This window comes from Pandoraea sp. NPDC090278, from assembly GCF_044772185.1.
GTDB lineage: Bacteria > Pseudomonadota > Gammaproteobacteria > Burkholderiales > Burkholderiaceae > Pandoraea.
Genome location: NZ_JBIVYJ010000004.1, coordinates 587418 through 600195 on the forward strand (window position 1 = coordinate 587418; position 12778 = coordinate 600195).

The window sequence follows — 12778 nt, forward strand, 5'->3', positions numbered from 1 at the left end:
CCGCTATTCATCGTGGCGCGTCGTCCGGCGCACAGGAGGAGACATGTACAAGAAGGCCTGCACCGCACTCGCGTTGGCGCAGTGTGCGGGAGCATCCTGGGCGCAAACCGGCCCGACTTTGTCCGGCTTCGTCGACAGCTACGTCGAGTCGATCCGGGCACAAAACACCACGACGCAACGGCTTCAGAGCGGCGGACTTCAGACGTCACGCTTCGTCTTTCGCGACGTCGAAAAGATCACCGACACCCTCGAAGCGCAGGCCGTTCTGGAATGGCGCTTGCGCGTGAACAACGGCACAACCCCCGTCCCACCCGCACGCGACGCCTACGTCGCCCTCAAAGGCGAGTTCGGTCGATTCCTGCTCGGCCGCATGCGGGTGACGTCTGCTACCACTTACGGACGCATCGATCCCACCTACACCGGCAACTACAGCGTCATCACCAACGTCATCGCGTCGTACGAGCGCTGGCTCGAGAACAACACCGTCAAGTACGAATCGCCGAAGTGGCAGGGCTTTCAGGTGATCTCGTCGCTGTCGCTCGGCAAGCAAGGCGAAAACCTCCAGCCGGGCGAACGCCCCAAGAGCGGGCAGGGGACGAGTACCGGCCTACGCTATTCGACCGGTCCGTGGTTCGCGTCCGTCGTCTACGACAACTTCAACAACGCGCGTCCCGGTGAGGGCATGCAGGACGTTTGGCTCGTCGGCGAATACTGGATTCGCGGCGAATACAAGATCACGGCGGCGCTGCATCGCTATTCCGGCGTGTACACAACCGGCAAGCCGTCGCAGCAAGGCTTCGACTGGCAGATCGGCGGACGCTATTCGATCACCCCCGCAAACGAGCTAGTCGTGTCGCTCGTCAATCGCAACGAAGCCGGTGGTTCGAACGGCGACGCCACAGGCCTGTACGTCGGCATCGAACACAGCCTGTCCAAACGCACGCGCCTCTATGCGAGTTACGCGCGCATCAACAACCGAGGCAACAGCCGCTATGCGCTGGCGTTCGACATGGTCCCGATGCCCGGCGAGAACACCAGCGCCGTGGCGCTGGGCATCAGCCATGCGTTCTGACAGGAGCCGCTCATGAACCATCGACGAACACACCCGCGCGCGCAGATGCGGCACAAGCTCACCGCATGCCTCTGCGCACTGGTGGCAACGACGTTCAGCGTATGCGCTGTGGCAGCCCCGCCCGAAAAGCCAAACATCCTCATGATTCTTGCGGACGATCTTGGCTACTCGGACATCGGCGCGTTCGGCAGCGAGATCCGCACGCCTAACCTCGACGCGCTGATCGCATCGGGACGCATCCTCACGAACTTCCACGTCGCGCCGAGTTGCTCGCCCACCCGCGCGATGCTGCTCTCCGGGGCGGATCACCATCAGTCGGGTCTGGGCACGATGGCCGAGACACTGCAGATCTATCAAGTCGGACATCCCGGATATGAGGGGTATCTCAACGAGCGGTCGTTCTCGATTGCGAGCCTGCTGCGCGACGGCGGTTACCACACGTACATGGTCGGCAAGTGGCACCTCGGTCTTACGCCGGGGCAAAGCCCGCAAGCGCGCGGTTTCGAATCGTCGTTCGTGTTGCTCCAGGGCGGTGCTGCGCACTTCGCTCCGGCACCCGGCGCCGTCACCTCTGCCGACCGGGCGTCGTATCGCGAGAACGGCAAGATGGTGACGTTGCCGCCGAACTTCTATTCGAGCGTCGGCTATACCGACAAACTGATCGGGTACATCGACCGGAATCTCGGCGACGGCAAACCCTTCTTCGCGTATGCGGCCTACACGGCTCCGCATTGGCCCTTGCAGGCACCGGACGACCGCATCGACAACTATCGTGGTCGCTACGACGCCGGTTACGACGCGATCCGTAACGAGCGAATTGCACGTCAAAAGCAGTTAGGACTGTTACCGCCGGATTTCCGTCCGGCTGCCTTGCTGCCTGCGTCGCCTATGAATCCTCGCTGGGATCAACTCTCGCCGGAGCAAAAGAAGACCGAAGCCCGCAAGATGGAAGTCTATGCGGCGATGGTCGAGACGCTGGACGCCAACATCGGCCGCCTCGTCGATCATCTGAAATCGGTCGGCGCGTACGACAACACGTTCATCTTCTTCGCCTCCGACAATGGCCCGTCAGGCGAGAAGGTCGACATGTTCTACCCGGACGGCCCGAACAATGACAACAGCTATGAAAATCTCGGACGCCGTCGCTCCAACATCGCTCTCGGCACCCGCTGGGCTGAAGTAAGCGCGACACCTTTCCGGTTGTTCAAGGGGTATCCGTCCGAGGGGGGCGTTAGTGTGCCCGCCATCGTACGGATGCCGAAGCAATCGAACGGTCAGACGAAAGCGACGCAACTGACGACGGTTCTCGATCTCGCTCCGACCTTCCTCCAGCTGGCTGGCTTGCCGAATCCGGGCGACCGCTATCGCGGCGAATCCGTCAATCCAATGACCGGCACGTCGTTGCTCCCACTTCTCACAGGAAAGACGCAACGTCATCTCCCCGATGGCAGTCTGCTCGGGGCGGAGTTCGGCGGGAATCGCTATGTCCGCGACGAACGATGGAAATTGCTGTCGGTGCATATGAAGCGTGGCCCGCAACCGGTCGCAGAACCGCCTGACTGGAAGCTATACGACATGACCCGTGATCGTGGCGAGACGACGGACCTCTCAGTCGACCATCCCGACATCGTCGCGCGTCTGAAGCAGGGATGGGTGGACTACGCCAAACGTGTCGGTGTGGTGCTGGCCCCGGGCGTGATCGAATGAGCAAGGGGACGCGTCACGATCACCTTGCATGGGCGCTCGCGATTATCTTGCTGGGCGTATCGATGGGGTGGATGGCGTCGTCGCGACATGCGTCGGCGCTGGTTCAGCGGGGCCAGTCGAACAATCCGCCCGCGCCTCTGACTTTGCCGCTCATCGGCGACGGCAAGCGTGGTCCGGAGAAGATGGCGTGGATTCCGGGGCAGACGTTCCTGATGGGCACCGACAGCCGTCTGGCACAGCGCAACGAACGTCCCGCTTTTGATGTGACGACGAGCGGATTCTGGATGGATGTTCACGACGTCACTAACGCAGAGTTCGCGCGCTTCGTTGACGCCACGGGCTACGTCACGACAGCCGAGCGCCCACCGCGCTGGGAAGACTTACGCGTGCAATTGCCACCGGGAACGCCCGCACCTCGGCCGGAGGTGCTTGTGCCCGGCGCGATGGTGTTCGTCGGCACCGACGCGATGGTGTCGCTGCGGGACTATTCGGCGTGGTGGCGATTTGTCCCCGGCGCGAACTGGCGTCATCCACAAGGGCCGGGCAGCGATCTGACGGGCAAAGCGAAGCATCCGGTGGTGCAGGTCTCTTACGACGATGCGCTGGCTTACGCGGCGTGGGTGGGCAAGCGTTTGCCGACCGAAGCGCAATGGGAGGTGGCGGCACGAGGGGGCCTGACGCAAGCGGACTACGCCTGGGGAGAGGCGAAACGTCCCGACGGAAAATCGATGGCCAACGTGTGGGACGACAATGCGCGTCCGTTCCCCGTCGTCGACTCGCCGAAGATTCACGTCGGCACGACACCTGTCGGACAGTTTGCACCCAACGGCTACGGCCTCCACGACATGGCGGGCAACGTCTGGCAATGGGTGGCCGATTGGTACCGTGCAGATGAATTCGCGATGCAGGCCAAACGTCGGGGCCGAAACGTCGATCCGTCCGGCCCGACGTCAAGCTTCGACCCGGACGACGGCGCGACACCGGTCGATGCCCCGAAGCGCGTCACGCGCGGTGGCTCGTTTCTGTGCAGCGACACCTATTGCAGCGGCTACCGCACCAGCGCGAGGCGCGGCGCGGACCCGGCGAATCCGATGTCGCATATTGGCTTCCGATTGGTGATGACGTCTGCTGATTGGGCAGGTAAGCCGGGGCACAAAAGGCCGGTGAGCGAATGAAGCACATCGACTAGGTTTGGACGCTAAGGGACTCGGCGTCGATTAAACTGCACGCTTTCCGTGGCAGTCCAACCTGACGCACAAGAAGTCCCTGCATGACCATGACAACTTTGACACGCGGCTCCCACGGCGGACTACGAGTTAGCCCCCGATGGCCCGCGCGATATGTGCATGTGGATGCCGATGCGCTGAAGGCCCTTCAGCATATTCAGACGCAACTACCCGAAGAACTCACGCTTATCCTGACGCGCGGATACGAGGCGCGCGCGACCCATCTCGGTTTCGCCAGGACGCAATTCCGCAAGTTCGGCATCGGCGTGTTCCGTCGGCTGTACCCCAATCGCCAACACGAGATCACCGATATTTTCGGCAGTAACGGCCACGATGTCGACGGCACACATGTCGACATCTCGTTCTGCCTGAACGGACGCCGCATCCGCATGCTTCCACTTGGCGTCTTCACCCCTCCAAGCTGGCAGCAGCGGCGGGTCGAACGTCACGCATCGTCCCTGAACTGCATCCTCACTTTGCTAAAGCGATATGGATTCCAGATCCACCGCAATGCAACCGAGCGCTTGCAGATTCATTGCGATTTCCGAGTCAACCAAAGATTCCGGGACACCATTCTTTGATCACATAGAAATCCCCACCGAGCTTCTTCACATTTACCGTGCAATGTGCCTCATCCCTATTCACATTTTGCCAACTGCGCAGTAAGTGACTCTCGTCGTAAACAAGAAGGTAGTGCTGGGTTCCTTCCATGCCCCAATCCCACTCGCCGTACCCGTCCGAGCTCTGCGACTTATAGTGAGATTCAAAAAGGTAAAACTGAGTACGCTGTCGCAACTGCAGGATTTCATGATAAACCGATGAATCAAAGATGGTCATCAGGATGAGCGTCATGCCGGCAGCGATATACGAAAAACCCCGTCTACGATGTCCCAAGGCGATGAAGACTGCTCCGGCGGTGACTGCGGACATGAACACCATAAAGGACAGCAACGCAGAGCCCTTGCCGAGCTCGATGTAGAAAAATGAAGTGAAAAAATATAAAAGAAATACAAATGAGAAGGGTATGTATGGGGAGTTTGAGGAAAAAATTCTTCTCATCTATATGCTTTCCAGATTTTTTGGATAACGCGCTACGTCGCCGCAGGCTTATGGATTGATTCCCTTTGATGGGACGGCGCGTAATCCCGAAGTGTTGCGTTTGACATATAAAGTTCACGCTGACCGGTCGGTAGCAGGCTACTCATCTATACGGTCCCCTTCTGAATTTTTGAACATCGCGCCTCCTGTGAAATTTCTGTGTCAATCGACACTTTTCTCATTCTCGGGACGTCGATGATTGCGATGGTCAAAATTGTGAGGTGAGGTGTGATATCAAGAGGGCGGCGGTGGAGGGGGAAAGCTGGATATCACGTCGCACGAAAAATTCTTGTTCTTGTTGTCGCGATCAGCTCGTCGAGCTTGAGTGTTGCCAATGAAAACGAGATGAGCATTAACTCGCGAGATTCGGAGGGAGGAGTCGGGCGCGAGTTGAACGAACGAAATGAATCGGAAGTCTGTCGTAAATTTACCGCCGATGGCGCTGAGCTGTTTCCGTTCAAGTATCCTGAAAATATAGAAGAATTATTAAAAATATTTTATATGCGGTAAATAGTAGAATTTTGGTTGACAAAGGGTTGTACACGACAGATGGGTTTGGAAATCTCGTTGGGAGCGTTTCCGTTCGATATTTCGGTCTTGATTTGACGGGTGGGGCAGAAGTCTTTTTTTCAAAAATCAAGGGCGACCGAGAATTTCTAGGGCTTCCTGAGTCTGATAGGCGATCGTTCATTGATGAGGTATCTGGGAGCTATTCTGGTGGCGCGGGGCTCACAAATAGCGGGACTTTTTTTGGGACAATTATCATCAATTTTCCCGAAGGGTCATTTCCTTTGAAGGCGGTAGAAAGTGCATTTGGCGGACGGTGGAAGGAAATAATTCCTCAGGAACCGCCTTCAGCTGGATTTAAGCCATCCACCAGCCCTGATGGGAACAAATACATCTCATACGATTTCTCCGATGACGTCTTCACGGTCAGGATGGTCGTTGGAACTAGCTTTGATGGCACCGTTCACACCATTCGAATCGACTTGAGAGAGATCAAATGATTGGATCGATTGTCGTGGGGATGGCGAACTAGGGCGCGAACCGTTGTCCGGTGGCTTTGGCACGCCTCACCCTCTTATCGAGAGCGGGCATGCTCGGACGAAGCGAATCTGTCACGCGCCCATTCAAGCCGCAAAATCCGTAGCGTCGGACGCCTCACGCCAGTTGTCCAGATCCCGGCGTACCGCCTGTAATTTATCTTCCGCTACCGCGTTAGCAATCTTCCCGGCAAACAAGTGCAGTGGCGGCTCGGCAACGTCGGCGGCTTGCAGAATCAAGCCTGCCAGCTTCTCCGGATCGCCCGCCTGCTTGCCGTCCATGCCATCGAGATGCAGGTCGAGCGATGCCTGCGCTTCGGCGTAGTCGGCGATGGCACGTTTTGCCAGCACCAGACTGTCTTTCGACAGGAAGCCGGTGCGCACCGGACCCGGGTACACGACCGTCGCCTTGATGCCCAACTCGCCGACTTCCGCTGCCAACGATTCCGTTAGCCCAGCGAGCGCGAACTTGCTGGCGACATAGCTGCCCCATCCGGCATAGCCGCCTTGAAAGCCGACGATGGAGGCGATGTTGAAGATATGGCCGCTGCGCTGCTGACGCAGATGCGGCAGCGCGTAGCGCAGCACATGTAACGGTGCAAACACGTTGACGTCGAAATTGCGACGCAGTTCGGCGTCCGTCAGTGCCTCGACGGTGCCTTGCTGGCCATACCCGGCGTTGTTCACTACACGATCGATACGACCAAACGTAGCGACGGTCTTCTCGATAGCTGCCGCTACGCTCGCCTCGCTGCTCAGATCGACCTCCAGCGCCAGCAGTTGCGCGCTGTCCTCGCCCAGCGTCTGCCGCAGGCTTTCCAACGTTCGCGACGTCGCGGCGACGGCGTCGCCCTGTGCCAGCACCTGACGCGCGAGCGACAAACCGATGCCTCGTGCTGCACCCGTAATAAACCAGACCTTGGCGTTGTGTGATTGCTGTTGCATGTGTGAAAGCTCCTGAGTCGTGAACATGGTGAAATCGTAGAGATCCGACGCTCGGCAGACTAGACAGAAGTCTCTTGCATCATTGCCTAATCCTATTTTCAGGGATGTGTTGTCTTCGATAAACGTGCAAACTATGGCCTATTCGTAGCCATGAGGTGCGTCCGTCATGTCCGGCCAGACGTCCGAAAACACACCCGATATGTCTCGTCAGAAGGAGATGGCGGCGTTGATCTGCCAGCTTGCGCCGCAAGAAGGGCACACACAGACGTTGCTCGACGGGGTGCGTCTGATGCGCGCCGACCGGCCGCTGGGACGTACGCCGGTGCTGTACGAGCCGAGCATCGTGATCGTGTGTTCGGGCCACAAGCGTGGCTACCTTGCCGACAAGATCTATCGCTACGACCCGCAGCACTATCTGGTGCTCTCTGTACCGCTGCCGTTTTCCACCGAGACCGATGCGTCGCCCGACGAGCCGTTGCTGGCAGTGTCAGTGAGCCTGGAGATGACATCCGTTGCCGATCTCATGATGGACGTGAGTCGCGAGGCACCGATGTCGTCGACGCCGCCCGTCGGCATCGTCTCTACGCCGCTGGACGCTACGCTCACCGATACGACGATTCGCCTGCTCCGAGCTTTACGCTCCCCGCTTGAGGCGCGCGTGTTAGGCCCGGGCATCGTGCGCGAGTTGACGTTTCGCGTACTGCTCGGCGAGCAGGGCGGGGCGATTCAGGCGGCGTTGGCGAGTCATGGAAACTTCGGACGAATTGCGCGCGTCTTGCAGCGGATCCATAGCGACTACGCGGCGTCACTGGATGTGGGAACGCTGGCGCGCGACGCGGGCCTGAGCGTTCCGGCATTTCACGTGCAGTTCAAAGCAGTGGCGGCGACGTCGCCGATTCAGTACATCAAGTCGGTGCGCCTGCATCAGGCGCGGCTGATGATGATTCGCGACAACCTCACCGCTGCGGGTGCAGCGGCAAAGGTCGGGTATGAGAGCGCGTCGCAATTCAATCGGGAGTTCAAGCGTTTCTTCGGCCGAAGCCCTGGAGAAGAAGCGCGCGAAATGCGCTCGGCCTTCGCGCTGATGGCACCTGCCCAACTTGAAGCGATGGTTGTGTCGCACTAAGGCAAGACTCGCGTGCTCGTCGGCGCTGAGGCGTCGCGGGTATCGCAGACGTCCGCTGGCGACGATCCGCCGCAGCCTCCACTCCGCGTAAACCCCGATATCCGCCCTCCATGTCGAGGCATACCCTTCGACTTCACATAAAACAGAACGTCATTCTGTCGGGCAGAACTTCGCGGAATGACCTGCAATGCAATCCAAAGGAGGATTGAGATGTCGAGTTTGCCTGTCGGCGCGGTGCACGAGTCGCCCGCCGCCCACTCCGGGCCGTCCGACGCGAGTCGGCAGATCAATGCGCGCATCGACCGGTTGCCCGCCACGCGCTCCGTCTGGATGCTGATCCTGTTGCTCGCACTGGGTGGCTGGTTCGAGTTCTACGATCTTTTCTTCACCGCTTACGTTGGCCCGGGCCTCGTCAAAAGCGGGCTGTACTCCACGACGACGGCGTCGTTCTTCGGCGTGTCGGGCCTCGGCGCGTTCGTGGCGGCGTCCTTCGCGGGGCTGTTCATCGGCACGTTCTTTCTGACGGGGCTCGCCGACCGCTACGGCCGTCGCACGATCTTCACCGTCTCGCTGCTCTGGTACTCCATCGCCACGCTCATCATGGCGTTCCAGACCACCGCACCGATGATCAACTTGTGGCGACTGATCGCCGGGATCGGTGTCGGCGTCGAGCTGGTGACCATCGACACGTACGTGAGCGAACTCGCTCCGAAGCATCTGCGCGGCCGTGCCTTCGCCTTCATGCACCTGATTCAGTACCTCGCAGTGCCTGCGGTGGCGTTGCTGTCGTGGTGGCTCGTGCCGCAACAAGTCTTCGGGATGGACGGCTGGCGTACGGTGGTCATCATCGGCGCGCTGGGTGCGCTGATCGTCTGGGCGATCCGCCGCCGCGTGCCGGAGAGCCCGCGCTGGCTCGCGCAGCAAGGCCGCACTGCCGAGGCCGAAGCGATCCTCTCGGCGCTGGAAGCGCGCGTGCAACGTGAGTCCGGCCGTCCGTTGCCGCCACCGGTGCTGAGCGTCGAGCCTGCGGCGACGAAGGCGAAGTTCCGCGAAATCTGGCAAAAGCCGTATCGCCGTCGCGCTATCACGTTGCTGGTCTTCAACCTGTTTCAGGCGATCGGTTTCTACGGCTTCGCGTCGTGGGTGCCCACGTTGCTCGTGTCCAAGGGCATCACGATTACGCATAGCCTGATGTACTCGTTCGTGATTGCGATTTCGAATCCGTTCGGTCCGCTCATCGGCATGGCGATTGCCGACCGCATCGAGCGCAAGACGCTGGTCGTGCTCTCGGCGCTGGGCATCGCAATCTTCGGTTCGCTCTTCGCGGTGCAGACGTCGCCCGCCATGCTGATGATTCTCGGTGTGGCGATCACGCTGTGCGGCACGCTGCTGTCGGTGGGCTATCACGCCTATCAGACCGAGCTGTTCCCCACACGCATTCGTGCCCGGGCTGTGGGCTTCGTGTACTCGATGTCGCGCCTGTCGGCCATGTTCTCCGGCTTCATGATCGCCTTTGCCCTGCGTCATTTCGACGTGACGGGCGTGTTCGCGCTGATCACGTTTGCGATGGTCATGGTGATGGCGTCCATCGGCCTGTTCGGGCCGCGTACCAACCAGCGCACGCTCGACGAAATCTCGCATTGATCTCGCATTGATTTGTTCTGACCCGATGTATCTCGCTTCAACCGAAACACGCATTCTTGGGAGCCAACGATGGCATTGCCGCTAGCCGGGGTGAAAGTCCTCGATCTCTCCAACGTCCTCGCGGGACCGTTCTGCGCCTATCAACTGGCGCTGATGGGCGCAGACGTGACCAAGGTCGAAAACCCCGAAGGGGGCGATCTGGCCCGTCGACTCGGGGCCGACAAAGCGGCGGCTGCACGTCAGATGGGCGCGTCGTTCGTGGCGGTGAATGCTGGCAAGCGCTCGCTCACGCTGAACCTGAAAGATCCGCGCGGCAAAGCCATCCTGAAAGATCTGGTGGCGTCGAGCGACGTGCTAGTCGAGAACTTCCGTCCGGGCGTGATGACACGTCTCGGTCTGGATTTCGACGTGCTGCGCGAAATCAATCCGCGTCTCGTCTACTGCGCGATCTCGGGCTTCGGTGCGGACGGTGAGTTGTCGTCGCGTCCTGCCTACGATCAGATCATTCAGGGTATTTCGGGTGTGATGAGCGTGACGGGCGACGCGCAGAGCGCACCGTTGCGCGTCGGCTATCCGGTGTCCGATACCGTTGGCGGTCTGACGGCCGCGTTCGCCATCTGCGCGGCGCTGCTCGATGCGCGCACGACAGGGCAGGGCCGCATGCTCGACGTCTCGATGCTCGAAGCCACCCTCGCCACGATGGGCTGGGTCGTGTCGAACTACCTCAACGCAGGTGTCGCACCGGTGCCGATGGGCAACGAGAACTTCACGGCTGCGCCGTCCGGCACCTTCCGCACCGGCGACGGCCTGCTCAACATCGCGGCGAACGAAACGCGTCAGTTCGTGAGTCTGTGCGCGTTGATTGGCCGCCCGGATATCGCGGACGATCCACGCTTCGCGCAACGCGACACGCGCAAGCAGAATCGTCACGCCCTCAAAGTGGAAATCGAAGCGGCGCTCGCACACGACAACGCCGCGAACTGGGAGACGAAACTCGTCGCAAGCGGTGTGCCTGCCGGACGCGTTCTGTCTGTGCCCGACGTCCTCGCGCATCCGCATCTCGCTTCGCGTGAGTTCGTGCGCGAACTGGATGTGCCGGGTGAAGCGCAGCCGCAACGTGTGACGCGCGCGGGCTTCCGTCTCTCCGGCGGCGATGCTGCCCCGAATGCACCCGCACCGTCGCTCGGCGCGGATACGCTGAACTTGCTGAGTGGCCTCGGCTATGACACGGCCTCCATCGACCAACTGCGCGCCGACGGCGTGATCTGACCATGAACCCGACACTCGATGCTGCGGCGCTGTGCGCCGATTACTGGAGCACGTCGATCATCGATATCCACCCGGGATCGATCAACGTGCGTGGCTATCCGATTCAGGAGCTGATCGGCAACGTGAGCTTTCCGCAGATGATCTGGCTGATGCTGCGCGGCGAGTTGCCCACCGATGCGCAGGCGCGGTTGCTAGAGGCGGCGCTCGTCGCGTCGGTCGATCACGGACCACACGCGCCATCGATTGCGATCTCGCGCATCGCGACGAGCTGCGGCTTGCCGCTCAACGGTGCGATGGCCTCGGCCATCAATGCGTTGGACGACGTGCATGGCGGTGCGGGGCAGCAGGCCGTCGAGCTGTATCAGGACATCGCGCAGCGCCTGGCGGACTCGACGGCTGACGTCCCCGATCTCGCCGACGCGGTGGCCGAGGGTATCGCTGCGTTTAACGTTGCCCACGGGAAGTACCTGCCGGGTTTCGGCCATCGCTTCCATCCGGTCGATCCGCGTGCGACGCGATTGCTCGCCATCGTCGACGACGCCGTGGCACAAGGAGTGATCGAAGGCCATTACGCGGCCATCGCGCGCGGCATCGAAGCGCACCTGAAGGCGCGCAAGCAAAAGCCGGTGCCGATGAACATCGACGGCATTACGGCCGTGATCTATGCCGAGCTGGGGTTTGCGCCGGAGCTGGCGCGAGGGGTGTTCGTGTTGTCACGTGCCGTGGGCATTCTGTCGCACGCGTGGGAGCAGCGCGGACGCGGTGAGCGCAACAAAGGCCCGTTGCCGCGTCAGTTGCCATATCGCTACACCGGTCAGTCGGAGCGCTCGCTGCCCTGAGCGCCAGACGCTCGCCACTGAGCGCGCAGCGCCCGCGAGTCACCGCCGAGTCCGTCGGTGGCGCGCGCGGCGCACGAAAACAGATCCGTCAGATGTCGGTCGATGAACGCGCGGTCGATGCGTGAACTGGGTCCGGCCAGCGTCACTACGCCGCGCAGCGTCTGACGCACACCGAACACCGGCATCGACACCCCCGCCGTATCGCGCTCGCGATCGCCCATCGATACGCTGTAACCCACCTCGCGAATGCGGTCGTAGACGTCTCCCGTCTCGCCGCCGAAGGCCAGCAACGCCAGTCCCCCCGAGCCGTGTTCGAGCGGCAGCACATCGCCTTCGCGTACGTGGAATCGCACGGCGTGCGTCGAATCGACGCGATGCAGACACACACGCACGGCGTCGTCCCGCACGTAGAACGACACGCTTTCGCCGCTCGCATCGGCCAACTCGCGCATCAGCGGCAGCACAATGTCGCCGAGGTTCAGGTTGCGCTGATACTGCGCGCCGAGCATGAACGTGGCCGGGCCGAGCTGATAGCGGCCATCTTCAAGCCGCATGAGCATGCGGTGCTGGATCAGCGCGCCTGCGAGGCGCAGCAGCGTGCTCTTGTAGAGACCGGTGCGGGCAGCCAGTTCGGCCAGCGTGAGGGCGCTGTCGTCGGGTTTGAACGCGAACAGAATGGCGCAGGCGCGGTCGATGACGGCAACGCCGGAGCTGTCTTTCGGTTCAGGGGTAACGTCTGACATCGGGGCGGGCGAGGTGTCGCTGTGAGAGGTCGAAACGGGGAGTTTATGTCATGTGGGCGCGGCTGT

At 60.9% G+C, this 12778-nt stretch carries 12 protein-coding genes; 9 read left to right on the forward strand and 3 right to left on the reverse strand.

The window, feature by feature from the left end:
* Window positions 1-43 precede the first annotated feature (43 nt).
* From ACIQWO_RS17780 to ACIQWO_RS17795, 4 genes are all read left to right on the forward strand, one after another.
* Window positions 44-1072 (forward strand): porin, encoded by a 1029-nt coding sequence (locus ACIQWO_RS17780; RefSeq protein WP_402826738.1) that lies wholly within the window; start codon window positions 44-46, stop codon window positions 1070-1072.
* Between the two features lie 12 nt (window positions 1073-1084).
* Window positions 1085-2779, forward strand: coding sequence for an arylsulfatase (locus ACIQWO_RS17785; RefSeq protein ID WP_402826741.1), 1695 nt, complete (start codon window positions 1085-1087; stop codon window positions 2777-2779).
* Window positions 2776-3954, forward strand: a complete 1179-nt coding sequence (locus tag ACIQWO_RS17790; protein WP_402826744.1) for a formylglycine-generating enzyme family protein — start codon at window positions 2776-2778, stop codon at window positions 3952-3954. Before ACIQWO_RS17785 ends, ACIQWO_RS17790 begins: the two co-directional genes overlap by 4 nt.
* A gap of 95 nt (window positions 3955-4049) precedes the next feature.
* Complete coding sequence (locus ACIQWO_RS17795) at window positions 4050-4586, forward strand: hypothetical protein (RefSeq protein WP_402826747.1); 537 nt, start codon at window positions 4050-4052, stop codon at window positions 4584-4586.
* Here the strand turns inward: ACIQWO_RS17795 and ACIQWO_RS17800 are convergent.
* Entirely contained in the window at window positions 4555-5064 is a 510-nt protein-coding gene (locus ACIQWO_RS17800) for a hypothetical protein (RefSeq protein WP_402826750.1), read from the reverse strand. The two genes, ACIQWO_RS17795 and ACIQWO_RS17800, sit on opposite strands and share 32 nt — an antisense overlap.
* A gap of 575 nt (window positions 5065-5639) precedes the next feature.
* On the opposite strand from ACIQWO_RS17800, the gene ACIQWO_RS17805 reads away from it, so the two are divergent.
* Entirely contained in the window at window positions 5640-6110 is a 471-nt protein-coding gene (locus tag ACIQWO_RS17805; RefSeq protein WP_402826753.1) for a hypothetical protein, read from the forward strand.
* 123 nt (window positions 6111-6233) lie between these two features.
* Here the strand turns inward: ACIQWO_RS17805 and ACIQWO_RS17810 are convergent, their stop codons facing one another.
* Window positions 6234-7091, reverse strand: coding sequence for an SDR family oxidoreductase (locus ACIQWO_RS17810; RefSeq protein WP_402826756.1), 858 nt, complete (start codon window positions 7089-7091; stop codon window positions 6234-6236).
* Between the two features lie 166 nt (window positions 7092-7257).
* Here ACIQWO_RS17810 and ACIQWO_RS17815 point away from each other — a divergent pair, with 166 nt between their 5' ends.
* The 4 genes from ACIQWO_RS17815 to ACIQWO_RS17830 all read left to right on the forward strand — a co-directional run bounded on the left by ACIQWO_RS17815 (window position 7258) and on the right by ACIQWO_RS17830 (window position 11969).
* The gene (locus ACIQWO_RS17815) at window positions 7258-8217 is read left to right on the forward strand and encodes an AraC family transcriptional regulator (RefSeq protein WP_402826759.1); all 960 of its coding nucleotides are present in this window, start codon (window positions 7258-7260) and stop codon (window positions 8215-8217) included.
* Between the two features lie 210 nt (window positions 8218-8427).
* Complete coding sequence (locus ACIQWO_RS17820; RefSeq protein WP_150575738.1) at window positions 8428-9861, forward strand: MFS transporter; 1434 nt, start codon at window positions 8428-8430, stop codon at window positions 9859-9861.
* Between the two features lie 69 nt (window positions 9862-9930).
* On the forward strand, window positions 9931-11130 hold the full coding sequence (locus tag ACIQWO_RS17825; protein WP_402826763.1) for a CaiB/BaiF CoA transferase family protein: 1200 nt from the start codon (window positions 9931-9933) through the stop codon (window positions 11128-11130).
* A 2-nt stretch (window positions 11131-11132) separates the two neighbouring features.
* On the forward strand, window positions 11133-11969 hold the full coding sequence (locus ACIQWO_RS17830; RefSeq protein WP_402826766.1) for a citryl-CoA lyase: 837 nt from the start codon (window positions 11133-11135) through the stop codon (window positions 11967-11969).
* On the opposite strand, the gene ACIQWO_RS17835 is transcribed toward ACIQWO_RS17830, so the two are convergent.
* Window positions 11945-12712 (reverse strand): IclR family transcriptional regulator, encoded by a 768-nt coding sequence (locus tag ACIQWO_RS17835; RefSeq protein ID WP_402826769.1) that lies wholly within the window; start codon window positions 12710-12712, stop codon window positions 11945-11947. The genes ACIQWO_RS17830 and ACIQWO_RS17835 overlap by 25 nt on opposite strands.
* Window positions 12713-12778 lie beyond the last annotated feature (66 nt).

Excerpts from the sequence above, each read along its gene's own strand:
- ACIQWO_RS17780 (WP_402826738.1), top strand. The coding sequence starts at position 44 with ATGTACAAGAAGGCCTGCACCGCACTCGCGTTGGCGCAGTGTGCGGGA.
- ACIQWO_RS17785 (WP_402826741.1), top strand. The coding sequence starts at position 1,085 with ATGAACCATCGACGAACACACCCGCGCGCGCAGATGCGGCACAAGCTC.
- ACIQWO_RS17790 (WP_402826744.1), top strand. The coding sequence starts at position 2,776 with ATGAGCAAGGGGACGCGTCACGATCACCTTGCATGGGCGCTCGCGATT.
- ACIQWO_RS17795 (WP_402826747.1), top strand. The coding sequence starts at position 4,050 with ATGACCATGACAACTTTGACACGCGGCTCCCACGGCGGACTACGAGTT.
- ACIQWO_RS17800 (WP_402826750.1), bottom strand. The coding sequence starts at position 5,064 with ATGAGAAGAATTTTTTCCTCAAACTCCCCATACATACCCTTCTCATTT.
- ACIQWO_RS17810 (WP_402826756.1), bottom strand. The coding sequence starts at position 7,091 with ATGCAACAGCAATCACACAACGCCAAGGTCTGGTTTATTACGGGTGCA.
- ACIQWO_RS17815 (WP_402826759.1), top strand. The coding sequence starts at position 7,258 with ATGTCCGGCCAGACGTCCGAAAACACACCCGATATGTCTCGTCAGAAG.
- ACIQWO_RS17820 (WP_150575738.1), top strand. The coding sequence starts at position 8,428 with ATGTCGAGTTTGCCTGTCGGCGCGGTGCACGAGTCGCCCGCCGCCCAC.
- ACIQWO_RS17825 (WP_402826763.1), top strand. The coding sequence starts at position 9,931 with ATGGCATTGCCGCTAGCCGGGGTGAAAGTCCTCGATCTCTCCAACGTC.
- ACIQWO_RS17830 (WP_402826766.1), top strand. The coding sequence starts at position 11,133 with ATGAACCCGACACTCGATGCTGCGGCGCTGTGCGCCGATTACTGGAGC.
- ACIQWO_RS17835 (WP_402826769.1), bottom strand. The coding sequence starts at position 12,712 with ATGTCAGACGTTACCCCTGAACCGAAAGACAGCTCCGGCGTTGCCGTC.